Here is a 23,728-nt window from a genome sequence, read left to right on the forward strand (position 1 = left end):
TAATTATCGCTGTTTTTCCATAAATAATTCCTATTATCAGTTCCTTTAGAGAACAGATAATGAAGCTGCAGCCTGCGTGCTCTTCGCTTTTCGTGTGGCAGTGCCTGCAAGCGGTGAGAAAGAACCCTGCTTCTTCCTCTTCCAGTAACGCTTCGCAGTTATCTGCGTCGAAGCAGCTCGCAGCCTGCTCAAAGTGTTTGAGTTCGTCACTGCCACAGGAGTCTGAGTCATTTCAGCTTTATAATCTCTTTCAGTAAAAGCTACAATCTTTGCGAAAACAGTCTTTATTATTCATTAAATAACTATAAAACAGCAGTGGAATTTGAAAGGAATATGCAGATGAGATACGACACACACCTTGCAACAACGATCGCAGCCGGAAGCGGCATTTGTTTTTTTCAGCAGGACACTTCTTTTACTACTGTTTATATAACGGGGCTGATTGCCGGGAGTCTGCTTCCGGATATTGATGAACCAAGTTCTTTTCTAGGGAGAAGGCTTACATTTATATCAAGGCCGGTTAAGCGTATCTTCGGACACAGGGGCATCACTCATTCTGTTTTAACGTGGATGATCCTAGCTTATCTGTTGTCTCCGTTTGAGCATCCATTTCTAACGGGTCTATTAATTGGCTACGCTGTACATCTGGCAGGAGATCTGTTTTCAAGCAGGAGCATCCCGCTGTTTGCTCCATTCAGTTCGTTTCGGTTAAAAATGCCTGTTACATACAAAACCTCCGGACTTGCTGAAAACATCATTTTGTTTATAAGCGTTGTCATCTCCATTGTATTTATCCAGCAAGGAGAGTTGATTGTAGATATTTTACAAGGTCCGGGTATTCAAACTCTTATTTTTCCGTGATATGATAAAAGGAACGTATGATCGTATAAAAGCAACCTTATTATAGAGACCATTCTTGGAGAAAAAAGTCTCGATATTAAAAAGGAGGGGAGATCATGTCACCAGATTTTTTAAACAGTCTCACTGAAATTGTCAAAAAGCATCCACTGGAGGAAAAAATATTTATTGTCCCTTCAAAACGTGATGGCCGCCTGGCAGTGGAAGCACTGGCAAAAGAAAACACACCTGTTGTTAACGTACATAGTAAAACTATTGAAGAGCTGGTGAAAGAAACGGTGTACTGGAAACTGCTTCGTGATGGGAAAAAAGAACTTCCCCAGGAAGCAGGGAGGCAGCTAGTCTATAAAATTATGAAGGAGCTGCAAGCTGCCAATGAGTTTGAATACTTTTCATCGATCAAACTCACACCTTCATTAAGTGAATCGGTCTACCGTGCCATACTCGATATTAAACGGAGTTTGGGGGATGTTACTTCCCTAAATACATCCTCCTTTCAAAAGGTGGAAAAAGGAGAGGACATTCTAAAGATTATTGAAAGGTACGAACAGTCCCGGATAAAAGAAGGGTATGTGGATCGTGCGGATTTCATTAAGGAAGCGTTATCTGATTCAAAGACAGCCTTGGAAAAGCAGGTGTTTGTCTTTTTCCCCCACGATGCCTACCATCCGGCAGCGGCATCATTTATCAACCGGTATACAGACAAAGCCTCTGTATATGCACCTGGCTATTCAAACCTTAAAAATACCGAACAGAACCGTCAGATGATCAGCAGGGATTCCGTTCCTGCAGAAGTAACAGTTGAAGAGAAGATGGTCCAGCATAAAGGTGACTATTCATTAAAGGTTGCCTTCAGTGCGGAAGACGAAGTTAACCAAATTCTTTCCCATCTGAAAAACGAGAATATCCCTTTCGATCAGGCTGTGATTTATTATCCGAATGCCAACACCTACCACAGCCTTCTTTATCATCTGAAAGAAAAGAATGGTCTTCAAGTGACCTTTTCTGAAGGGGTGCCTGTTTCTTATTATCCATCAGGAAAAATGCTGTTTGCATTTCTGGACTGGATGAAATCAGGCTTCACCTTTAAAAATCTGGAACGTATGCTGCAGGAACGCAGTTTGTTTGAGCCTGAAGGTGTTTCAGTTAAAAAGATGCTCCGTATCCTTAAAAACCACGGAGTTAAAAAAGGGAGTTCTTCATACAGAAGGGTTATTGAGCGTCTTGAAGAAACAGGGGAGTATCCTGAATTAAAGTCCTGGCTCGCTTCACTGTTTAAACTGGTCCCGGTTAACAGCAGGTATGACACTGTAACGTCTGCTCAGTTTCTCGAGAGTATGATTACCTATCTCAAAAATTGGGTTCGCCCGTCGGGACAAGACGATGCTTCATGCAGATCCCATATCATTCTTATGATTGAACAAGTCATCCCTCACCTTACATATAAGGGAAAAGCCGGTGAGGTGATTGCCCAGTCTGAATTTTGGTTTTCTCAAATGAGTGCAACTGCATCGATGCCAAAGCCGGGTCATTTGCATGTAACTCCGGTCAGGACGAGCCTTTATTACCATTTTAAACACGTTTTTATTCCCGGTATGACAAATAAAAACATCCCTGGAAGTCAAAAAGAAGATCCTATCCTTCTCGATCAGGAACGTACAGCCATTCATCACTTTATGATGACATCGGCTGAGCATATAAAACGTGAAGCCTGGAAGACAGCAAGCATTGTGACATGTCTTAAGGGGAAGACGCATTTTTCTTATCCTCTTATGGACCTTGCAAACAATAAAAAGGCAACTCCCGCCTACGCTTTTATACAGCTGTACCGTGTGCAGTCAGGCAACTATGAAGCGACAGGGGAAGACGTGGAAAAAGCATTAACAAATGCCTCTTCCTTTGTTAATGAAGAGACTTCAAAAGTAAGTGAGTCTTCCTGGTGGACGAATGTGCTGTTTAAGAACGGACGTCTTGAAAAAACATTTTATAATAATGAACTTTTTGCCCATCTTCTTCAAGGGAATCGAGCGGAATCATTGAGGCAAAAAGGAGAACTGACCCCATATGACGGACACCTGAATAAACAGACCGCACTCCTTAACCCTCTGGTAAATGACCAGGTGGTGATGAGCGCAAGCAAACTGGAAAACCTTGCTGTCTGCCCCTACCGGTACTTTCTGAAGGATATTCTCGGGATTGAAGCTGAAGAGGATGAAGAAGAAGACCGCTATGCCTGGCTGGATCCGGCAGCGAAGGGGACGCTTTTGCACGCTATTTTTGAACGGTTTTACCAGTACCTTTATGACGAAGGAAAAACCTTTCAGGCTGATGGAACAATGGAATGGATCGAACCGATCGCAAAAACGGCAATAGAAGAAACAAGAACGATTTTACCGCCGCCCAATGAGGTGATTTATGAGCTTGAAAGTCAGGAAATCCTGGATGCGTGCTACATTTTCCTTAAACTTGAAGAAACCTTTTCTGCTAACCGTAAACCTGTTCACTTTGAATATGACTTTGGTTTTAAGGAAAGAGACAGTGTTTCTATTCCTGTAGGAGAAAAAGGAACATTGAAGTTAAGAGGAAAGATCGACCGTGTGGACAAGCTGCCTGATGGTTCTTTCGGTACGGTGGACTATAAAACCGGCGGAACATTTGGCTTTGATGAGGAAGGTTTCTTTAATGGCGGAAGAAAACTTCAGCACAGTCTGTATGCCTTGGCCTTTGAACTGTTGAATGAAGCAGACAGACCTGTGGTTTCGGCAGCTCATTACCTGTTTCCGACCAGAAAAGGAAAGGGAGAGCAGGTTATGAGAAAGTTCGATGACCAAAAGAAAGCGGAACTTCTTCAAATCGTTGACCACCTCACCGCATTTATCCAGGAAGGACAGTTTCCCTTTACAGAGGACCCGAATGATTGCAAGTTCTGTGACTATAAGCCTGTCTGTATGCGACACCGTTATGACGAAGATCTGGTTCAGGAGAAACTGGCACACCCTGATACAGAAGGAGCAAAGCGATTAAGGGAGGTGCGGAAATATGACTGATCTTATTGACCATCACCAGCGGGAGTTAATTAACAATGATTTGGACAGGAACTTTTTAGTAGAGGCCGGGGCAGGGTCCGGTAAAACAAGAAGTCTTGTAACGAGAATGACAAACCTGATTCTATCCGGAAAGTACAGTATCCACGAAATTGTCGCTATTACATTTACCAGAAAAGCAGCCGATGAGCTGAAAGAACGGTTTCAGGCTTCACTGGAAAAAACGGCAAAAATGACTCTCCAAAGCGGGGAGAAAGAACGTGTTATTAGAGCACTTGAGAGCTTTGATCAATGTTTTTTAGGTACGGTTCACTCTTTTTGTTCAAAACTATTGCGGGAGCGGCCTGTGGAAGCGGGCCTAGATTTTGATTTTAAAGAGCTTGACGATCAGGAAGATGAGCTGTTACTGGAACAGGCATGGGAACGCCATTTGATTTCAACGAGGCTCTATAATCCTGAAAAGCTTTCACAATTCCACGATGCTGGAATGAACGTGGCAGAGCTTAGACTGGCGTTAAAGACGGTAAAAGAATATGAGGATGTGTCCTGGTATACAAAACCTAAGGAAAAGCCCGAACTGGACGCTGTGTACCGTGAACTTCTCGGACTTGTTGAGTATGCAAAACGCTCCTTACCTGATGAAAAACCGGTAAAAGGGTATGACAATTTACAAAAAAAAATGAAGGATGCAATCAACCAGCTTTCCTACTTTAACCTTAATGAAGACCGTAACAAAATTGCTCTTATTAAACTTTTTAGCAGTAAACCATCCGTTACACAAAACCGCTGGCCGTCCAAAGACGAGGCAAAGGATATTGAGGAGAAGGCAAAGGCATTTCATGAAGTGGTTGTTCGGTTTCTTGAAGAATGGGCGGAGTACTGCCACCAGCTTATTATTCCGTTTATCAGACCGGCCCTTACTGCCTACAAAGAGCTGAAAGGGGAGCTCTCCCAGCTGAATTTTCAGGATATGCTTCTCCTGACAGCAAAGCTCCTGAGAGAGCAGCCGGAGGTCCGGCAGTACTTTAAAGATAAGTACCGCTGCCTTCTGGTTGATGAATTTCAGGATACGGACCCGGTACAGGCTGAAATGATGCTTCTTCTCACAGGTGAACAAAATGAAGAACGGGATTGGACAAAGCAGACTCCACAGCCCGGCTCACTGTTTGTCGTAGGAGACCCAAAGCAGTCCATTTACCGTTTCAGACGTGCAGATATTGATATTTACCAGAAAGTAAAGCAGATGATTGCAAAAACCGGAGGGGAGACCCTTGACCTTGTAATGAATTTCAGAACAACAAGCAGGATTACAAGCCGGATCAACCCTGTGTTTGAAGCTGCACTTCCTGAATATGAGGATTCTTACCAGGCAGCCTACAGACCGTTGATTTCTTTTAAGCAGGATGAAAGTGATGAAGAGATGAAAGGTGTCTATTCACTAACGGTTCCGGATGGAAAAAAAGACGAAGTAATGGAGGCTGAAGCCCGCCGCATTGCCGCGTACATCGTCGAGAAAGTAAAAACCGGGAAGGCAAAACCGAGTGACTTTATGATTTTAACAAGGTACAACGAAGGCGTTTCGGAATATACAAAAGTGCTTCAGGACTTTAATCTTCCGGTTATGACTTCAGGTGAATACGGTTTATGTGGTGATCACCTTCTCACGAGCTTTGCACACCTGCTTTTATATCTTGCCAAGCCGTCAAGTTCCTTTTATTTTACAGCAGTCTTGAGGGGGCCGTTCTTTGGAATAAGTGATGAGCTCCTGTTTAAGTATAAGGAAGCAGGTGGTGAGCTTCATGCATTCTCCGGAATCCCGGAAAGCCTCGCAGGAAGTGAACAGCGGACGCTTGTTTACGTTTTTGAAAAATTACGGACCTATTTGAAATGGTCCAAAGATAAACTTCCGTCAGCTACGATAGGAATGGTAGCGGATGACCTGCTGCTCCTGTCTAAATACGTCATGAAAAACAGATCAAAACGTGATGTGGTTCATTTTTTCCAGATGATCAATCAGGTACGGGAAAAGGAAAGCCAGGGGAATGCGTTATTTGGAGACTTGGCAGCGTATTTCTACGAACTTGTCAGTGAGGCGGCTCACGAAGAGATCCTTCTGCCCGAAGATCATCAGGCAGTCAGAGTGATGAACGTTCATAAATCCAAAGGTCTGGAAGCTCCTTATGTATTTCTTGCCCACCCTAAAAAATGGACAGATGTGGGGAAGTTTATTGATAAGCACATCCACCGCTCAGAGACAGGTTCCACAGGTTATTTCACATTCAGCAGATCAGTGGGTTCCTTTAACCATAAGGAATTGATTGCCCAGCCTGCAGGGTGGGCCGAAAAAAAAGAAGAAGAGATGAAATACCTGAAAGCAGAGGAAGACCGTCTTCTTTATGTCGCTGCAACGAGAGCAGAAGAAATGCTCATCGTCAGCCGGACAGATAAAGATAAAAATAAAGCTAATCCATGGCAGACCCTCCATATAGGTATTACCGGCCTTGAAGAGATTGAACTTCCAGCATCGTTTGAACCGCCGGAATCTGAATCGAAGCAGGAGCAGGTAGTTTCCTTTCGAGAATATGAGTCCCTGAGGCGTGAAAGAGAAGACTGGATTACTAACGCAGGCAGAAGTTCCTATACTTACGTGACCCCTTCTGAAAAGGACAGTGACACTGTCTTTTTAGAACGGGAAACAGGCGGAGGTAAAGAGTGGGGAAGCTTTGTCCATGCCTTATTTGAACAGCAGATTAAAGATGGAAATGAAGCAAGAAGCAAAATCCCCTACCTTCTTGGTATATTTGAACTCGATATGAGCCGTGAAGAAGAAGCGGAAACTCTTTTAAATGACTTTCAGTCGTCTTCTGTTTATAAAAGAATTCAAGAGGCAAGTGAAGTGTACACTGAGGTTCCTTTCACCTATCAGGAGCACGGGGAAGCTGGTCTGGTGATTCATAACGGTATTATAGACCTGATCTTTAAGGAAGATAACGAATGGGTGATTGTGGATTATAAAACGGATCACCTGAAAAACCCCGGTGAACTGCCGGCTTTGAGATCTGTTTATCAAAAGCAGCTGGATGCCTATATAAACTCATGGACAAAGGTCACAAATGAACCGGTAAAAGAGGCGATGCTTCACTTTGTCCGCTATCCTGATCAGTAGAAGTGAAAAAGGAAAGTGGGGACTTATAAGGCTTGGGTACGACCTTTTAAGTCCCCTTTTTTTAATGTATTAAGACACGTTTATTTTTATCTTCTTTGTGGTCTCTGTAATAAGATACCATCGAACGAAGTGTATCTGTAAAACTGGGAATGACAATGTCTGAATCTTTCAGGTCAGCCTGAACTTGGGCAGTGTCATAGGTTGCCCGGCACGTAAGGTAAGCGAGGGCTTGTTTTTCCACTCCGACCCATTGCCTCAATTTCCGGAAGTTAAGGAGGTAGGTGGCTGACTGGAGGGGAATCATCCCAACAGGCTGTTTTCCAAGGTACTCAAGCATAAGCAGACGGTAGACTTCCCTCATAGGAAGAGGAGCTGGATCAGTAAGGTGATAGGTTTTTCCTGCTCCACAGTCAGCATGGCTTAAATAGGCTGTTGCTTGAATCACATAGTCTACCGGAACAAAGTTTCCGTCTGCCTTCCCTGCACCGAGATAGGGAATGACAGGCAGAAAAGAGAGGCGGTCAAACATATTTAAAATGAAATACGGACCGTCAAATTTTATCGTAGCTCCGGAATTGGAATGGCCCCTGACAATCCCAGGGCGGATAATCGTAACAGGAATATGATCTTTCATATCTTCGACGAGGATTTCTGCTTCAAACTTTGTTTTTTCGTAATCGTTTTTAAACTTCTGTCCCTCGTCCAGTTCAGTTTCATAAATAATCCCTTCCCGCTTTCCTGATACATAAGCCGTGCTGAAATAGACATAGCGTTTCAGGTTCGGAAGTGTAAGGAGCCAATCGTTAATATGCTTTGTTCCTTTTACATTTACTTCATATGCTTTCCTGTAAGGAACGGCCAGATCATAAATCGCAGCTAGGTGAAAAACATAATCGACTTCCCGGATTCTTGAAATGGCTGCCGGATCAGTAAATAAGGAAGGACTTGTGATATCTCCTTTAACAATATGGAAGGCAATTTCATTTCCACATTCCATTTCCTTTATCCTGGCTACTTCCTCTTCTGCTGCATTCGCCTGCGAATCCATGACAAGAAGGTAAATCGAATTAATTTCCTTTCCTTTCTGCCTGATCATTTCTCTTACAAGCTCCCTTGCAATGAAGCCGGGAAACCCGGTAAAAAAGTACGTATTCATCAAAATGAACCTCCTTTATAGTCTGAGTGGATGCATATACTTCTAAATAATGTATTTGTTAAACACTCACCTAGTAAAATAGTAACGAAAATGAACATGCAACTAAGTCTATATTCAAGAAATGTTAAAAAAATCTAGGTAATTTTTATCTAATTCGATGGAGTGAGCTAGTATCAATAGTATTATGGTGTATAATGTTGTTAACTATCTAAACATTCAGATTCAGGTGGTAAAATGATTGGAGACAGAATTAAATTACTCAGAAATGAAAGTGGCTTGACCGTCGAGGAACTGGCCGACGGAATATTATCTCCAAAATACATACAGGACATTGAAAACAATGTTCGTCACGTTCCTGACGATATCCTGCCTGAATTAGCAGCAAGGCTGGGTACATCTGTAGATTCTCTGCTCGGAATTGAAAAGGAAACAAATATTCGCAAGGCGAATGAACTGCTTGATTCTGCACTAAGGTATGCCTATCGTGAGCTGCTTGAGCTGGCTAAAGAAAACATAGTTAGAGCGAAAGAGTTAGAAGAGCATTTTTCTACTGAACTTCATACAAAACTTGCTTTGGTAGAATGTCAGGTATTTATTAAGGAAAGAAAGATCAAAGAAGCATTTGATATGATTGAAAGCATAGACGAAGAGTCAGTTAAGACTTTTAATGATCTATACTTCATTTATCTAAGGATTTATGGCGCACTTTATTTCTTTAAAGAAGAATTTTGGAAAGCTATAATGAGTTTTCACAGCGCAATAAATGTAAAAGTTAATTTTGAAAAGTATCCTTTTGAAGTCGGGATCTGTTATTTTAACTTAGGTATAACTTACGCCTTCATAGGAAATCTCAGCTGGGGGGAACAGCACCTTAAAAAAGCTGAAAGTATTTTTCAGGATATAGGTGAAATTAAGCAATTAACAGATACCTATATCAATCTTGGTAACATTTATTTTCAAAGAGATGATTATGAAGATGCTCTGGATATTTATAAAAAGGCTCAAACCCTTCTTATTTACAATAGTGACTTAAAAACATCGTCATTTATCTTCCATAACATAGGCTTAGTATACCTTCACTTAAAAAACTATAAAAAATCTATTGAGTATGGAAATCGTGCCTTGGCGCTTAAGAGAAAAGTAAATACATTTCATAGTGATTTAATTAATACGATTGAACTTCTTGCAAGGTGTAATTTAAAACTTGAAAATTATGATATGGCCGAGATATATATAAAAGAAGTTATTTCTTTTATACCCAAGGTAGAAAGTTCTTCAATTCGAGGGACGTGTTATCTGACAGTAGGGTTATATCATAAAGCAATTGGGGAAAAAGAGAAATATATTGAAAATACCAAAAAAGCACAAGAAGTCTATCGAAGTGCAGAGCTCTATTTTAATGCAGCTAAATCTGCATTCGAGTTAGGCGACGAATTAAACGATCAAGATCTTTTGGTTGAATCAGCCAGGTTGTTCTATCAATACCATATAAAACTAAAAGAAAAATAAGGAGGAAGAACAATGAAAAAAATTATCGCTTTTGCATTAATTACAGCATTGGTAACTTTAGTAGCTCCAGATGCGAGTCTTGCATCTAACCCTGATTGGGTAATGCCTTTTTCAGTAACTGAATCAGCAATGTAAGTATTTTAAGGTGAGCATTCCGCTCACCTTTTTTTATTTTGTAATTCTTTTTCTTTTAATCAAATATACTGTTATATCTTGAATAAGGACAAGCGGGTGGTTGAAGGTGAATGAATTTTTAATCGGCAATGCTGTTGCAGCGGGGGCAACAGGTATCGGCGCGATTCCTGCCCTTATTTTCAGAAAGGGAACACACCGGTTTCGCGATGTGCTTCTAGCCTTATGTGCAGGTGTGATGATGGCAGCTGCCGTCTTCGAACTTATTCCACAGGCTCTGGCATTATCCGATTTTATAATGGTCAGTCTTGGTCTCACCGCCGGGGTTCTTGCATTAACTATACTTGAAACGACCGTTCCCCATCATCATTTGGAGCATGGGTACGGTGTTAAAATTGATAAAAAAGCCATGCTTATTATTACAGCAGTAGCTCTGCATAATATGCCTGAGGGCTTGTCGGTAGGGGTCAGCTACGGGAGCGGAGTAGAGGGGCTTGGTCCTTTAATTGCACTGGCAATCGGTCTTCAGAATATGCCTGAAGGTTTTTTAATTGCCCTATTCCTTATACAGCAGAAAGTTCGTATGATAACAGCCTTTCTCATCGCACTTCTTACGGGAGTTCTTGAATATATCTCAGCACTGGCAGGGTATTTTTTAACCAGTTTTGCAGATGGTGTTATTCCGTTTGGTCTTGCATTTGCTGCAGGATCCATGCTGTATATTATTTACAAAGAATTAATTCCCGAAAGTCACGGAGATGGGAATGCTCTTTTTGCGACCTATTCATTTATTCTCGGACTTCTGGCAATGCTTTTACTGACTACAGTGTTCTGAGTTTGAAAACATACTGCGTTCGTGGTATGTTTTTTTGTATTGAAGAGTGATGCAGGTATAAAACCGGGTATAGAAAAGCAGGACACTTATGATGAAGGGGTTTAATATGTGGAAAAAAATCGCTGTAAGAATGATTGTAATTCTCGCTGCAGTATATCTTGTGTATTTTTTAAATCAGTCATTTTTTCGTATTGATCCGGACTCCATCAGAAGCTGGATTCTCTCATTCGGAATTCTGGCCCCGCTTCTTTACATTTTTATTTTCGCGATACGGCCGTTAACCCTTTTTCCGGCTTCAGTACTGGCAGTCGCGGGGGGACTTTCTTTCGGGCCTTTTTTCGCCCCGTTATTTACGTATGTGGGATCATTATTAGGTGCAACTTTATCATTCTGGCTGGCAAGAAAGCTCGGGAAAAAAGTAGCGAAGCGTGAGTGGAAAGGGAAAGCAGAAGTTCTTCAGGACCGAGTAGAGAAACACGGGTTCTTTTATGTTCTTGTTTTACGGATCCTCCCGGTCGTAAACTTTGATCTTGTGAGTTATCTATCGGGCATATCGAGAATTAAATTTAAAACCTATATAGGGGCAACAATGTGCGGGATTATCCCCGGCACATTTGCTTTTACGTTTCTCGGTGCAAGTTTTGTCGACGGGGACTGGCGGATGATTCTTGTAACAATCTTTACTTTCCTTGTGGCTTTTTTAATTCCTGTATATGTCCGGAGTAAATTAGGTAAGCGTAATATTAACCTTGATCCGGACCTGGAGCCTGTTGATGAAACAAAATAGTAAAAGATACAACGGAGGAAGACTCATAAGGTATATTCTCACCTTTTGAATCTCCTCCTTTTTAGTCAGTGCTGCTCCTGCAGCTGGTCAAGAGGAACGGTCATCTCGTCATCTGGATCCTTCGCCGGAAAGACTCTCGCTGTATCCATTTCTGAATCTACGTGCTGAATCCACACCCGGGTTCCGTTAAAGAACACGTTGTGTTCTTTTGCGGAGTCCACAATTTCCTGTGCGCGCATCGCGTCCATATTATTCACCTCCAATATTTCCTGTTCGCTTCTCATTATCTGAATCCTGGTACCGAATTATGCACTGGGTGTTTACCTGTCCGGCCTAAGGGGAAATATTTTAAAAGTTAAAGGTGGTGGATGCTTTGGATTATGATGTGGTTATTATTGGTGGAGGTGTCGGAGGACTCACTCTTGCAGTTAAGCTTGCCCGGTGCGGTGTCAACCTTCTTGTAATTGAAAAAGATGTTAAGGGAGGACTTGTTTATAAAGGGGAGCTCCTTCAGCCTAAAAGTCTTCAGATTCTTGATGAAGTGGATGTGCTTGATAAGCTGCTGCCCCATTCCTATGAGCTTGATAAAATTCATACGTACGAGGTTGAACTGAAAAGTGGGGAAGCACCTGAAACTCTTTATCACAGCCGGCTGAATTATGACTGGCTGCCTACCAAATATAATCATGCCCGAATGGCCCCTCATGAAAAGATAAGAAATCTGCTTCTTGAAAAAGCGAACGATTATCCTTCTTTTGATTACTGGACCCCTGCCAAGCTTGTACGGATAAAGGAAGGGAGGGACCATTCAGAACAAATAGCTGTTATTAATCAGGATGGGGAGGAAAGGGAAGTAAAAACCCGATTTATTGTCGGTGCAGAAGGAAGAATATCCCCGGTCAGAAAAGCAATGGATTCAACCCTGCATTCCATGCAGTATAATCATCATTTTCTCACTGTTACCTTTCCGAGGCCCCCGTCTCTTACAGAGGCGACCATATTGGCAACAAGAAACCATTTTGTAGGCTTATTTCCGCTGCCCGATGATCAAGTGAGGTCAGTCTATATGATTGAGCCGGGACGTTACAAGGAAATGAGAAAAGAAGGCCTTGAACCTGTTTTTCAGGCTTATTATGATTTTATGCCGGAAATGAGAGGGTACGTGGACCAGATAAAAAAGTGGAAAGAGATTCAGCTGATGATCCCAATCCGTCATAATACTTCTCATTATGTTGATAAAGGAATGGCTATTCTGGGAGATGCTGCCCACAGCGTGCATCCAATGGCTGGGGAGGGGATGAATATGGCCATTCAGGATGCCGATGTTCTGGGCGAACTCCTTTGCTGGATGTTTACAAACAACCGCACCGATCCCCAGATGCTCGGGTGGTATGAACGGGTCCGTAAACCGAGGTCGGAATTTGTTTCCGGGCTCAGTCATCAGAGTGCTCTTGTTTATTCATTTAGAAGCAGGGCGTGGCAGAAAATAAGAATGAAGGCATTAAAACACCTTGAGAATCATCCGAGGCTTCACTTTAAACATCTCCTTAATATATCAGGAATGGGAATGTGGCCGATGAATCTTCTGGACTGGCCGAGACATATAGGGTTTCCTCCCGGGGAAAGCTCACGGTATACATTATCCGATGAGACAAAAATGAGGCACTTCTTTGCAAGAGAAGATGATTACCCGTGGGAGAAACGTTGATTTCTTGTCTGAACAGCTGAGCGGTAAAAAAAGAGAGGTTAATCCAAAAAGGTAAAAAACATCTTTTGGGTCAACCTCTTAATCCCTTGTTTTAATGAATAGTTTTAACTGCCGGAAGCTTTACAAAAACGAACAGAACAAGGATCATTACAAGAAATGCACCTGTCACCATGATGTAGTGAATACTTACACCAATCGAGAGTAACAAAGAGGTAATGGCGAAAGAAACAGGGGTCAGACCCATGGATGACATCGTTAATAAACTCATAACTCTTCCAATCATGTTTTTATCACACATGTCCTGAATAGCGGAGATTAACGGAATATTACAAAATGAAAATGTAATCCCAAGTATGAAGATTGCAAGCATGCTTTGCCATAATAGAAAGGTCTGGCTTAATACAAGAAGGGCCACAGACATTCCAAGAACACTTAACATAGCGATGAAACCGCGTTTTTTGTTTACATTTAACACGGCAATGGTAATGGAGCCTGCAACCATCCCGGCAGCAAAGGCACCTTCAAGAAAGCTGAAGTCCAGTGTCGTACCCTGAAGAACGTTTGAAACAAACAACGGCAGACCCATCATGAGGGGACCGACAATAAATAAATTCAGAAAAGCAGTCGTGATCAGAAGCGCTGAGAGTTGATCGGATGTTTTTACATAAACAATTCCCTGTTTTAGTTGCTGGAGTAAAGAAGGAGCGGATTCTTCTGCATGATTTGAAGACGTTTTCCCTGCTAATTTTATGAAGGCAACAAACACGCTGGCTAATAAAAGCAATACACTGGTAAGAGTAAAGGACCCGGTAAAACCGATAAGAACAATAACAAAACCTGCAATCATCGGTCCGAAGATCATGGCCATCTGATTGGTCATCTGAATAATGGAGTTTGCTCTTGTCAGATGCTTGCTTTTCACGAGTGTAGGCAGGATTGAACCGGATGCAGGCCAGAAAAAAGCATCCAGAACACCGAACAAAAGGGCAAAAAACACGAGTGTCCAAAGGTTTATCAAATCAGTGATGAGAAATAGGACCAGCCCTCCTACGAGAAGTGCACGGGTAATGTCAGAGATAAACATGATTTTGGTTCTGCTGATGCGGTCCGCAATGACACCGCCGATGGCCATGAATAAGAGGCGGGGGATTGTTGAAGCAATAAAAATCAGTCCGAGTGAGGCTTCAAGCCCGAGACTCTGTACGACAAACCATGACTGACTGAAAAGGAAGACCGACATGCTCATGCTTGAAAACAAACCTGCCAGCCACAAAAACACAAAATTCTTTTCCTTAAAAAGGCGCCGCTCCGTTTCGCTGCCGGTTTGTACTTTTACTGCCATTTCACTCATGTTCTTCTTCCCCTTCATTTTTATTTCCTGCAGGAAGACCTATAAAATTAAAATGATACTCATTTCCTTTTTTTCCGGAAGTGTCTGCATCTTTTTGATCCATAAGAAACTTAGCAATTTCGCGAAATTTATTTCTTACCTCGTCATACTGCTCCTTGGTCAGTTTGAGCGTTGTAAAATAGTTAAACGTCTCTGTGGACAGTTCTTCTTCTCCGCGCTTCACAATTGATTTTGTTTTATCAAGGGAAGTTACGATATTTTCCTTTAACGAATCACTCAATACAACCCCTTCCTGCTGGGGAAGGACATCTCCGAGTTGGAAGCCTGGAGCAATTGTTTTATAAAACTTCTGAATAATGCCGTTTTTCTCTTCGGTCGATTCTACATAAATAAGACCTACCCGCTCCAGTTCTTTCAGATGATAATGGATTTTGGACGGGGGGGTATCAAGGAGGTCTCCAATCATCTTACCAGTACGCGGTGTTTCGAAAATCTCCCACAATATTTTGATTCGAATCGGAACGCTAATCACTTTCAGCTGTTCAATATCATTAATAATGTACGGCTTAGCCATATGGATTTAAACTCCTTTAACGTTCAAATTTATTTTAATGTATTATATTACTGAAACGTTTGAAGTGTCAATAGTTATTTTGGATTATTGAGAAAATTCTTCCTTATGTTAAAATAAGAACATACGTTCCCTTTTGAGCGGAAGGAAAAAGCTCTGACCGGAGCGGGGGTCAGAGCCAGCATTATTTTTTTAACTTGAGCAAGTACCAGGCGCCGTATGTAGCCAGAAGGAGGGAAGCATAAAGAAGGGAAACAAAGATCCACCTTAACCCTGACTCCAAAACCGGCATAAGGATAATGACAATCCCATTTACCACTATGAGTCTTACGTACCATTGGTTTGTTAAAACCGGCATGAAGATAAAGAACAGGGCTATTGATACAGCCACTACGATTGAAGAAGTCAGAAAGTATGGATAGTTTTGGAGATCGACTGCAGAATAAACAAGAATGATAAGTGCCGCCAGAAATAATAGAATAAAAACGATACGATCCAGGTTCATAAGCAACCTCCTCACTGGGACAGGCTCTTGCTGGCAGGGTTAAACCGGTTGAGCCATTTTGTGTTCGAGAAAGAATAAAGAATTAAAGCAAACCAAATGACACTGAACGAAAAAAGATGAACGAACTGGAACGTTTCGCTGTATGAGAAAACACCTAAAAAAAGCATAATGGTCGGAGCAATGTACTGGAGAATCCCAATCATGGAGAGAGGGATCTTCTTAGCTCCGATACCAAACAGGAGAAGAGGTACAGCAGTCACGGCGCCTGCTCCGATAAGGAGGGGCATGGTTACGTCCCCGCCGTAAAAAGCTGAGCCGGCATCCTCGTGAATGTAAAAAAGGTAGCCAATGGATACGGGGGCCAGCACAAGGGTTTCCAAGGTCAGCCCTGTGAAAGCACCGATCTTTGTAAGTTTTTTAACCAGTCCGTAAAAGGCAAAACTTAAAGCAAGAAGGATGGCTGCTGCAGGCACACCTTCAAAGGACAGAGTAAGGATAAGCACTCCTGCAGCAGCAAGAACAAATGATGTCTTCTGCCAGAAGTTTACCTTCTCTTTTAGAAAAACAACGCCCAAAAAGACACTTACGAGAGGGTTAATATAATACCCGAGGCTCGCTTCAATAATACTGTCATTAGCCACCGCCCATATGTAGGTAAGCCAGTTTGCAGAAATAAATAAGCTGGCCAGAATCAGACCGGCTGTGATTTTTGGATGAGTCTTCAAATAGGCCAGGTCTTCAAGTAATTCTTTACCTTTATTCAAGATGACAATAACGATACACATAAAAAGCAGGGACCAGATGATTCTGTGAGCGAGAATCTCCGCCGGCGGCACATGCCCAAGGTACTTCCAATAGATTGGGAGAAATCCCCATATCATATAAGCACCTGTTCCTGCCGTTATTCCCATGATTGTCTGGCTGCGCTGTTCCTGCTTTTTCACCTGTCATTCCCCGATTCACACGTTTTTATCTAGTGTATATCGGAAAAAGTAAGTTGTAAATGTTTTGCCTTCCGAAAGGATTGTTGAATAATGCTAGTTTTCAGGTTATAGTTGACGTAAATACGACAACTATTAATTTGTTGATGTTTTTTTATCAACTTTAAGCCGGTTGATATCATTGGAGGTGATTAAAATGAAACCTGCAGTATGCTTTGCGATTGACATAAAGAAATCTTCAATCGTAAATAAACAGCAGCTGATGAAAACTTTAAAGCTGTGTAAAGAAAAATTGAACCGTCAGTTTAAAAAAAATATCATAGTACCATTCGATATCCGAGGCGGGGATGAGATGATTGGGGCATTGACTGCTTTTTCACAGGTCAGACCGGTTATCGAGCAAATGACAGAAACGCTGGAAAGCGGAGGACTTTCATTTTATTTAGGAGTAGGAATCGGATATGTGGAAAATAATGAAACGTCGATTCATACCGTTAACGGAAGTGCAGTCCTTCAAGCCTTGTCAGCAAGGGATGATGAATTGAAGCAAAAAGGTGAGGAAGGGAAGGTATGGCAGCAGGGGGCTCGGAGCGCAGTCTTTTTCTCTTCTGAAGAAGCTCCTGCTTCTTCATTGAACAGCCTGTATTTAACGATTCTTGAAAAGAAACATGCGTGGACGAAAAAACAACGGGAAGCAATTTCATTTTTAGAAACAAATCCGGATTATACATTCGAAAAAGCAGGAAAAGAACTTGGTTACAAATCACCGAAATCCACCGTTAGTTACTTGCTGGCACGCTCTCAATATCTTAGAGTAAAGGCGATGGAAAAAAGCTTCGATGATCTGCTGATTTATATTGGCGAAAAGCTGGAAGACAGGAGGGGATAGGGTGTGGCTATGGATTTTGTTCGGTCATCTGCTCTGTGATTTTTTGTTCCAGAGTGACAGACTGATTGATCTAAAGAGAAAAAATATCATAAAAGGGCTCCTTGCCCACAGTTTCATTCACGTTAATGTTTATGTTGTGCTCCTTATGGTCTACTGGTTTATTTATGGGGGCAGTATTTCCCTTATCCTTTTGGCAGCAGCGCTCATTGCAATTATTCACTTTTTCATAGATTACCTGAAAATCAGACTCGTTTCTCTAAATCAGGCAACGCCATATCAGGCAGGGTTATTTGTACTGGACCAGGTTTTTCACGTGATATCCATTTTACTTGTTTTGACCCTCCTTGGTTTAGGTTCGTTTTCCTTCAGTGGAATTTATGACGGTATTGTTTTGTTTTCTGCTGGTGCTTATCCGTGGGAAACAATGGAGAGAGTGGTTGCCCTGGGCTGTATCATTGTCATTGGAACATACGGAGCTGGATACTTTCTGGGGATTCTCTTGAAAGACTTCACACCAAAAGATGATATTCAGAAAAATCATTACACGATAGCAAATGAAAAGACAGAAGTCAGAACAAGATTTCTGCCTAACGGGGAAAAAGAGTCTGAAATGGTTTCTGTGAAAACAGAGCAGTTGTTTAAAGATTCTTCCCAGAAAATAGGAAGGTATATCGGGATGCTTGAAAGGCTGCTTATTATTTTTCTCCTTCTTGTTCAGCTTCCTCATGGACTGGCCTTTCTGGCAGCTTTGAAGTCCCTCACCAGATTCAAGCAGTTTGATAACAAACAGTTCGCAGAGTATTATTTAATCGGAACTTTTTCAAGCTCGTTAATCGGTATTGTCCTTGGGGTAGTGGCCCTTGGGGTTTTACAATAGAAGTTCATTGGTTGAGAAGGAGACTCAAAGGTAGAAAAGCGACCTTCTGAGTCTCCTTTCTTTTTAGAAGGTTAACAGAAACCAAAACCGATCATAAAAGGTGGATGTTATGCAGTAATTCAGAATTTACAGGGATACAAGAGGGGTTGCTTCCAGTATCCGTACTTTTAGTCCATTAAGGAAACCCGCTTGTTTTTCATTTAACTGAGTTGTATCCCATTTTTTGTTCAACACTCCGTAGAGCTCGCAATCCCTGAACATCATCAGGACCTCAAGGTCGTTCAGGCAGCCGGGGGGAAGAGTGCTTAACTGCTCATAACCCTTGAGAAAGTAAAATAAAAACCTTCCCGCCTCTTCGTCACGAGTCTTTTTATCAGAAATATGAAGAAGTGAATAGTAAAGTGGAATGGCCAGATCACTTGCGAGATAATGATAGCCCGCATCATCGAAGTCGAAAATGAACACTTCACGTCCGTCGAAAAAGAAATTGCCTGAATGAATATCAGAATGAATCAGTCCGTACGTCTCGGGTGTTTGAGGAATACTCCTCGTCTTTTGTACCACATGGTTCACTCGCTTCTTAATCAAACCATCGTCCGGAAGAAAGGGGGCAAACTGACTGGAAAAGGAAGATATAAGATCAGAACGCATTGGAATTTCCGGTGGCTTTGAATATCTTTTTGTAATGTGGTGAAGCTTGCCGGTGGCTTTACCCCAGGCAGTCAGGAGGGAAGGGTTATGAAGCTCTTTTTTTATGTCTACCGAGTTTCCTTTTGCTTTTTCAAACATACATACAAAGAATGTGTTACGGTCATCTGCTATGATTTTTTCAATCATGTTGTTATGTAACGAAGGAAGGGGACCGCACACATCAGCGCTGTTGCTCTTTAAATACATCAGCCAGTGGAGTTCACTTTCAATTTCCACGGCTGTACGGTGACTGCTGTGTGTAAACCGGACGATAACCGGCAGATCTCCAAGTGAGCCTTCAAACACATAATTCTCAAAATCCCCGAGTTTCTTTTTACTGATAACACCAAACCGCGCAAGACCTTCGGACAGTATGCTTTCTGTAAAGAGCTCGTCAATGTATTTTTCCAATTGATTTCCTCCCTCGTTCCTGTTTGCTGTATTATAACTGAGACTGGAAAAACTTTAAAGGTATTTTTAATTTACATAATAAAATTATGGTAACTAATAATTAAAAACCGGCACCCTCTGAGAGAGGAGTGCCGGTTATTTACAAGCTTATTTTTTTGCTGCCTGAAGTTCCACGTATTCATCGTAAGTGATTTCTTTATCAAATACGCCTTCTTCTTTGATTTCAATAACGCGGTTGGCAATAGACTGGTTAAACTGGTGGTCATGGGATGTGAAGATCATGGCACCTTTGAAATTAATCAGCCCGTTATTGAGTGCTGTAATGGACTCAAGGTCAAGGTGGTTCGTAGGATCGTCAAGTAGAAGAACGTTGGATCCTGAAAGCATCATCTTTGAAAGCATACAACGTACTTTTTCTCCTCCGGATAATACACTTGCTTTTTTCTTTGCTTCCTCACCGGAGAAGAGCATACGGCCCAGGAAGCCTCGAATAAACGTTTCGGTCTGATCTTCCGGGGAATACTGGCGCAGCCAGTCAACCAGGTTCATTTCGTTTCCTTCAAAGTACTTGGAGTTATCCCGAGGGAAGTAAGCCTGGCTTGTTGTAATGCCCCATTTATATTCACCGCTGTCAGGCTCCATTTCACCCATGAGAATCTTCATCAGGGTTGTATTGGCAATTTCATTATCACCTACAAGAGCAATTTTATCTTCACGGTTCATAATGAAGCTTACATTGTTGAGTACTTTAACTCCGTCAATGGTTTTTGTAAGTCCTTTTACCTGGAGGACGTCGTTACCGATTTCGCGCTCAGGCTTAAACGCCACATAAGGATACTTACGTGAAGAAGGTTTAATGTCATCAAGTTCGATTTTATCAAGTAGCTTCTTACGGGAAGTTGCCTGCTTCGATTTCGAAGCATTGGCACTGAAGCGTGCGATAAAGTTCTGAAGTTCTTTGACTTTTTCTTCTTTCTTTTTGTTCTGATCCTGCTGCATTTTAAGGGCAAGCTGACTGGATTCGTACCAGAAATCATAGTTGCCTACATAAATCTGGAGCTTTCCAAAGTCAAGGTCAGCGATGTGCGTACAGACCTTATTAAGGAAGTGACGGTCGTGGGACACAACGATGACGGTGTTATCAAAGTTAATCAGGAATTCCTCAAGCCACTTAATGGCTTTAATGTCCAGGTGGTTTGTAGGCTCATCCAAAAGAAGGACATCAGGGTTGCCGAAAAGAGCCTGTGCAAGAAGGACTTTTACTTTTTCTCCACCAGTAAGGTCAGCCATTTGCTTTTGGTGCAATTCTTCACCGATTCCAAGACCGCTCAATAATACTGCAGCGTCAGACTCGGCTTCCCAACCGTTAAGTTCTGCAAATTCTCCTTCGAGCTCGGCTGCTTTCATGCCGTCTTCATCAGAGAAGTCTTCTTTCATATAGATAGCGTCTTTTTCTTTCATAACTTCATGAAGTCTCGCGTGGCCCATAATAACCACGTCAAGCACGGTGAACTCTTCATATTCAAAGTGATTCTGCTTCAGTACCGCCATCCGGTGATTCGGCGGCAGGCTTACGTCACCTGTCTGTGCTTCAAGCTCTCCGGAAAGTATTTTAAGAAATGTCGATTTACCGGCACCGTTGGCACCAATTAGGCCGTAGCAGTTCCCGGGTGTGAATTTAATATTTACATCTTCAAAAAGCTTGCGATCACCAAATCGCAAACTAACGTTTGATACATTAATCATTTTTCCTCATCCTTTTACAATACAAAGTCTAGAAAAGTATAACATTTTCACTGGCGAAAAGCGATTAAGGTATAAAAAAACATTCATTCTTATTTTCAATGAACGCAATTTGAAGTAATATGGATGACAAAGAAACAGCAATAATGCAAAGAATGTGTTAAAATTGACAAAGTACAGCAAGGTTAAGCGTTTTCATTCTACATAAACATACGACAAGGGGTCATTCAGCATGATTTCAAATCATCCTATACATAAGCAGTACTCTCCTTATATAACATTGCAGAAGGAAGAATGGGCATCTTTGAGTCCAGGCTCTGTACAGCCTCTTTCTGCAAAAGAAATAGAAGCGCTTCAGGGAATAAATGAAAACATCTCACTCGACGAAGTATCGAGTGTCTATCTTCCTCTGTCGAGGTTAATCAACCTTTATACAACGGCTTCGCAGGATCTGCATTCCGTTACCAATCTGTTTCTCCATAAAAAGACAAATAAAGTCCCGTACGTCATAGGTATGGCGGGCAGTGTGGCTGTTGGAAAAAGCACAACGGCAAGACTAATACAGGCCCTTTTGTCCCGGTGGCCAAACCACCCGAAAGTGGAACTGATTACAACTGATGGTTTTCTTCACCCAAACCGTGTCCTGGAAGAACGGGGAATAATGAACCGAAAAGGGTTCCCTGAAAGTTATGACACCGCAAAACTGATAAACTTCCTTGCAGATTTAAAATCAGGGAAAGAAGAAGTGAGTGCACCTGTTTATTCCCACCTTGTCTACGATATCGTAGAAGGTGAGAAACAGACTGTCACCCAGCCGGATATCGTTATTGTGGAAGGGATTAATGTGTTACAGGTAGCCAATGACGGAAGGGAAATTCCTGAAGTATTCGTATCGGATTTCTTCGATTTCTCCATTTATGTTGATGCTCTTGAAGAAGATATTTTTAACTGGTATATCGAACGGTTTAAAACCCTTAGAAACACCGCTTTTCAGAACCCTCAATCCTATTTCAAAAGATACGCCGGTCTTAGTGATGAGGAAGCCACCGCAATCGCGACGAAAATCTGGAAAGATATTAACGAGGTCAATTTATACAACAACATTCTCCCTACGAAACACAGAGCCGATCTTATTTTAAGAAAAGGCAAACATCATTCTGTGGAACACATTCATTTAAGAAAGATTTAAGTGTGATTATTTACCATTTTCATATGTGAGGCTGATTCCAGTGACTAAATGCATTGTGGATCAGCCTCTTTGGGTTTAATTGTGAAAAACAGGGTATTTATTAACTAATCAAACAGTCATACTTCATTACCTTCATTATCAATGATTAGCGCTTAATAGATTATAGGAGGGATTGGCTTGGATAAAGAAAAAGTGGAAAACCTTAAAACGACACTGGAAGTGGTGTGCGGGAAATGGAAAGGAATCATTCTGCTTGAACTTGTCGGCCGCACACTCAGGTTCAATGAGCTGAAAACAGAACTTCACGAAGCATCTCATCAAACACTTATTAAACAGCTAAAAGAACTCGAAGCAGATGGTCTCATTGAGCGCAAAGCCTATCCGGTCGTACCGCCTAAGGTGGAATATTCCCTTACTCCATATGGAAGAGAGCTGGAGTCGATGCTTGAAGATATGGTGGAATGGGGAATGCGGCACCGTTCCGGGGAAAAACAAAAAGAATATTCGTAAAAAAGAGGTGTGATTCAACTGTTGAATCACACCTCTTTTTTATTTGAAGGCCACTTTGAAATAGAATTGAATTCAACTGCGATGAGCTGTGCTGTAAAATTCCCAGGAACAGTATAACCAAGCAAAAAAAGACCGGATGTGCCCTATGGTGCAAATTTAATTATCATGGTGTTTTTTCGTGAAAATTGCTGCTTTAACTTAATAAAGATAATGGAGTCTGAGTGCCTGAGACTCCTGTGGCGGTGAGGGCCAGAAAAGACCCCGCAGGACGCAGTCTGAGAAGGCATGCCGGCCCGCCACACGAAAGTAGCGGATGAAATATACGCAGACTCCTGCGGGATGTAAAGCAAAGGTGAGACCCCGCAGTGCGTAGCACGCGGAGGGTAACCCGCTTCCCGCGGAAAGCGAAGTATATTTCAGGAGCGATTTATTTGCACCGCATATTTTTTATGTTCGGGTTCTCGTTGACTAAAACACTTATGTCCCAGTCTCTGCACGTTTACATGACGGATGAGTTTCGAGTCGCTTAGACGAAGAAAACTGCGAAGCATTAAAGGCAGCGAAAACCTGGTCCCTATACTAGTTACCGCGCAGGAGGTATAAGCCTAAAGTCTGATACAAAAGAAAAACAAATAAAGCGGGGTTAAATTTGGCACAAATTAAATACAAATTTAAACTTTGTGAATTAAGACAATTACAATACAAATAATAAAACCCGCATGAATGGATGGTCCACTCAATGACTCGGAGTCCATTCCGGGTTGAAGCTATATCAGAAAAACATGTTTTATTCTTTATAAAGAACGGAATTATTTCAGTAAAGCAATTCCGGGGTCTTTGCATAACTAAATTGATA

Annotated in this window: 20 protein-coding genes; 12 read left to right on the plus strand and 8 right to left on the minus strand. The window is 41.9% G+C overall.

The genetic code is table 11. The features are described from left to right. Positions 1-339 precede the first annotated feature (339 nt). The 3 genes from EBO34_RS04735 to EBO34_RS04745 all read left to right on the plus strand — a co-directional run bounded on the left by EBO34_RS04735 (position 340) and on the right by EBO34_RS04745 (position 7,068). Complete coding sequence (locus EBO34_RS04735) at positions 340-861, plus strand: metal-dependent hydrolase (RefSeq protein WP_183163712.1); 522 nt, start codon at positions 340-342, stop codon at positions 859-861. 95 nt (positions 862-956) lie between these two features. Then, complete coding sequence (locus EBO34_RS04740; protein WP_122896777.1) at positions 957-3,905, plus strand: PD-(D/E)XK nuclease family protein; 2,949 nt, start codon at positions 957-959, stop codon at positions 3,903-3,905. After that, positions 3,898-7,068: a UvrD-helicase domain-containing protein gene (locus tag EBO34_RS04745; RefSeq protein WP_122896778.1), complete on the plus strand. Its 3,171-nt coding sequence runs from the start codon at positions 3,898-3,900 to the stop codon at positions 7,066-7,068. Before EBO34_RS04740 ends, EBO34_RS04745 begins: the two co-directional genes overlap by 8 nt. A 61-nt stretch (positions 7,069-7,129) precedes the next feature. On the opposite strand, the gene EBO34_RS04750 is transcribed toward EBO34_RS04745, so the two are convergent. After that, on the minus strand, positions 7,130-8,224 hold the full coding sequence (locus EBO34_RS04750; protein WP_205165039.1) for an SDR family oxidoreductase: 1,095 nt from the start codon (positions 8,222-8,224) through the stop codon (positions 7,130-7,132). Between the two features lie 234 nt (positions 8,225-8,458). Between EBO34_RS04750 and EBO34_RS04755 the strand changes: the two genes are divergently transcribed. The 4 genes from EBO34_RS04755 to EBO34_RS04765 all read left to right on the plus strand — a co-directional run bounded on the left by EBO34_RS04755 (position 8,459) and on the right by EBO34_RS04765 (position 11,487). Next, on the plus strand, positions 8,459-9,733 hold the full coding sequence (locus tag EBO34_RS04755; protein WP_122896780.1) for a helix-turn-helix transcriptional regulator: 1,275 nt from the start codon (positions 8,459-8,461) through the stop codon (positions 9,731-9,733). Between the two features lie 12 nt (positions 9,734-9,745). After that, positions 9,746-9,868 carry a hypothetical protein gene (locus EBO34_RS21050; RefSeq protein ID WP_283234579.1) on the plus strand — a complete coding sequence of 41 codons (123 nt, stop codon included), beginning with the start codon at positions 9,746-9,748 and terminating at the stop codon, positions 9,866-9,868. Between the two features lie 106 nt (positions 9,869-9,974). Beyond that, complete coding sequence (locus tag EBO34_RS04760; protein ID WP_122896781.1) at positions 9,975-10,700, plus strand: ZIP family metal transporter; 726 nt, start codon at positions 9,975-9,977, stop codon at positions 10,698-10,700. Positions 10,701-10,806: 106 nt separating this feature from the next. Then, positions 10,807-11,487, plus strand: coding sequence for a TVP38/TMEM64 family protein (locus tag EBO34_RS04765; protein WP_183163713.1), 681 nt, complete (start codon positions 10,807-10,809; stop codon positions 11,485-11,487). A gap of 65 nt (positions 11,488-11,552) precedes the next feature. Here EBO34_RS04765 and EBO34_RS04770 read toward each other — a convergent pair whose 3' ends face one another. Further along, complete coding sequence (locus tag EBO34_RS04770) at positions 11,553-11,735, minus strand: H-type small acid-soluble spore protein (RefSeq protein WP_122896783.1); 183 nt, start codon at positions 11,733-11,735, stop codon at positions 11,553-11,555. A gap of 125 nt (positions 11,736-11,860) precedes the next feature. Here EBO34_RS04770 and EBO34_RS04775 point away from each other — a divergent pair, with 125 nt between their 5' ends. Further along, positions 11,861-13,195, plus strand: coding sequence for an FAD-dependent oxidoreductase (locus EBO34_RS04775; protein WP_183163714.1), 1,335 nt, complete (start codon positions 11,861-11,863; stop codon positions 13,193-13,195). Positions 13,196-13,286: 91 nt separating this feature from the next. Here EBO34_RS04775 and EBO34_RS04780 read toward each other — a convergent pair whose 3' ends face one another. The 4 genes from EBO34_RS04780 to rarD form a co-directional block, all read right to left on the minus strand. Further along, positions 13,287-14,546, minus strand: coding sequence for an MFS transporter (locus EBO34_RS04780; RefSeq protein ID WP_122896785.1), 1,260 nt, complete (start codon positions 14,544-14,546; stop codon positions 13,287-13,289). After that, on the minus strand, positions 14,539-15,120 hold the full coding sequence (locus EBO34_RS04785) for a winged helix-turn-helix domain-containing protein (protein ID WP_122896786.1): 582 nt from the start codon (positions 15,118-15,120) through the stop codon (positions 14,539-14,541). The genes EBO34_RS04780 and EBO34_RS04785 overlap by 8 nt, the downstream gene beginning before the upstream one ends. A 181-nt stretch (positions 15,121-15,301) precedes the next feature. Beyond that, a complete protein-coding gene (locus EBO34_RS04790; RefSeq protein WP_122896787.1) occupies positions 15,302-15,622 on the minus strand; it encodes a hypothetical protein in 321 nt (106 codons plus the stop codon). 11 nt (positions 15,623-15,633) lie between these two features. Further along, entirely contained in the window at positions 15,634-16,566 is a 933-nt protein-coding gene (gene rarD / locus EBO34_RS04795) for an EamA family transporter RarD (protein ID WP_249414004.1), read from the minus strand. Positions 16,567-16,759: 193 nt separating this feature from the next. Here rarD and EBO34_RS04800 point away from each other — a divergent pair, with 193 nt between their 5' ends. Both EBO34_RS04800 and EBO34_RS04805 read left to right on the plus strand, forming a co-directional pair. Continuing rightward, positions 16,760-17,452: a SatD family protein gene (locus tag EBO34_RS04800; RefSeq protein ID WP_122896788.1), complete on the plus strand. Its 693-nt coding sequence runs from the start codon at positions 16,760-16,762 to the stop codon at positions 17,450-17,452. 1 nt (position 17,453) lies between these two features. Continuing rightward, a complete protein-coding gene (locus EBO34_RS04805) occupies positions 17,454-18,329 on the plus strand; it encodes a DUF3307 domain-containing protein (protein WP_183163715.1) in 876 nt (291 codons plus the stop codon). A 126-nt stretch (positions 18,330-18,455) separates the two neighbouring features. Here the strand turns inward: EBO34_RS04805 and EBO34_RS04810 are convergent, their stop codons facing one another. Beyond that, entirely contained in the window at positions 18,456-19,430 is a 975-nt protein-coding gene (locus EBO34_RS04810; RefSeq protein WP_122896790.1) for a phosphotransferase enzyme family protein, read from the minus strand. 147 nt (positions 19,431-19,577) lie between these two features. Beyond that, positions 19,578-21,176, minus strand: a complete 1,599-nt coding sequence (locus EBO34_RS04815) for an ABC-F family ATP-binding cassette domain-containing protein (protein ID WP_122896791.1) — start codon at positions 21,174-21,176, stop codon at positions 19,578-19,580. A gap of 229 nt (positions 21,177-21,405) precedes the next feature. On the opposite strand from EBO34_RS04815, the gene coaA reads away from it, so the two are divergent. Both coaA and EBO34_RS04825 read left to right on the plus strand, forming a co-directional pair. After that, positions 21,406-22,362, plus strand: coding sequence for a type I pantothenate kinase (gene coaA / locus EBO34_RS04820; protein WP_122896792.1), 957 nt, complete (start codon positions 21,406-21,408; stop codon positions 22,360-22,362). Positions 22,363-22,539: 177 nt separating this feature from the next. After that, the gene (locus EBO34_RS04825; protein WP_236784390.1) at positions 22,540-22,872 is read left to right on the plus strand and encodes a winged helix-turn-helix transcriptional regulator; all 333 of its coding nucleotides are present in this window, start codon (positions 22,540-22,542) and stop codon (positions 22,870-22,872) included. The last annotated feature ends 856 nt before the right edge of the window (positions 22,873-23,728 follow it).

The organism is Alteribacter keqinensis, assembly GCF_003710255.1.
GTDB classification, from domain to species: Bacteria; Bacillota; Bacilli; order Bacillales; family Salisediminibacteriaceae; genus Alteribacter; species Alteribacter keqinensis.

Excerpts from the sequence above, each read along its gene's own strand:
- EBO34_RS21050 (WP_283234579.1), top strand. The coding sequence starts at position 9,746 with ATGAAAAAAATTATCGCTTTTGCATTAATTACAGCATTGGTAACTTTA.
- EBO34_RS04745 (WP_122896778.1), top strand. The coding sequence starts at position 3,898 with ATGACTGATCTTATTGACCATCACCAGCGGGAGTTAATTAACAATGAT.
- EBO34_RS04790 (WP_122896787.1), bottom strand. The coding sequence starts at position 15,622 with ATGAACCTGGATCGTATCGTTTTTATTCTATTATTTCTGGCGGCACTT.
- EBO34_RS04780 (WP_122896785.1), bottom strand. The coding sequence starts at position 14,546 with ATGAGTGAAATGGCAGTAAAAGTACAAACCGGCAGCGAAACGGAGCGG.
- EBO34_RS04815 (WP_122896791.1), bottom strand. The coding sequence starts at position 21,176 with ATGATTAATGTATCAAACGTTAGTTTGCGATTTGGTGATCGCAAGCTT.
- coaA (WP_122896792.1), top strand. The coding sequence starts at position 21,406 with ATGATTTCAAATCATCCTATACATAAGCAGTACTCTCCTTATATAACA.
- EBO34_RS04770 (WP_122896783.1), bottom strand. The coding sequence starts at position 11,735 with ATGGACGCGATGCGCGCACAGGAAATTGTGGACTCCGCAAAAGAACAC.
- EBO34_RS04740 (WP_122896777.1), top strand. The coding sequence starts at position 957 with ATGTCACCAGATTTTTTAAACAGTCTCACTGAAATTGTCAAAAAGCAT.
- EBO34_RS04755 (WP_122896780.1), top strand. The coding sequence starts at position 8,459 with ATGATTGGAGACAGAATTAAATTACTCAGAAATGAAAGTGGCTTGACC.
- EBO34_RS04800 (WP_122896788.1), top strand. The coding sequence starts at position 16,760 with ATGAAACCTGCAGTATGCTTTGCGATTGACATAAAGAAATCTTCAATC.
- EBO34_RS04750 (WP_205165039.1), bottom strand. The coding sequence starts at position 8,224 with ATGAATACGTACTTTTTTACCGGGTTTCCCGGCTTCATTGCAAGGGAG.
- EBO34_RS04785 (WP_122896786.1), bottom strand. The coding sequence starts at position 15,120 with ATGGCTAAGCCGTACATTATTAATGATATTGAACAGCTGAAAGTGATT.
- EBO34_RS04765 (WP_183163713.1), top strand. The coding sequence starts at position 10,807 with ATGTGGAAAAAAATCGCTGTAAGAATGATTGTAATTCTCGCTGCAGTA.
- EBO34_RS04735 (WP_183163712.1), top strand. The coding sequence starts at position 340 with ATGAGATACGACACACACCTTGCAACAACGATCGCAGCCGGAAGCGGC.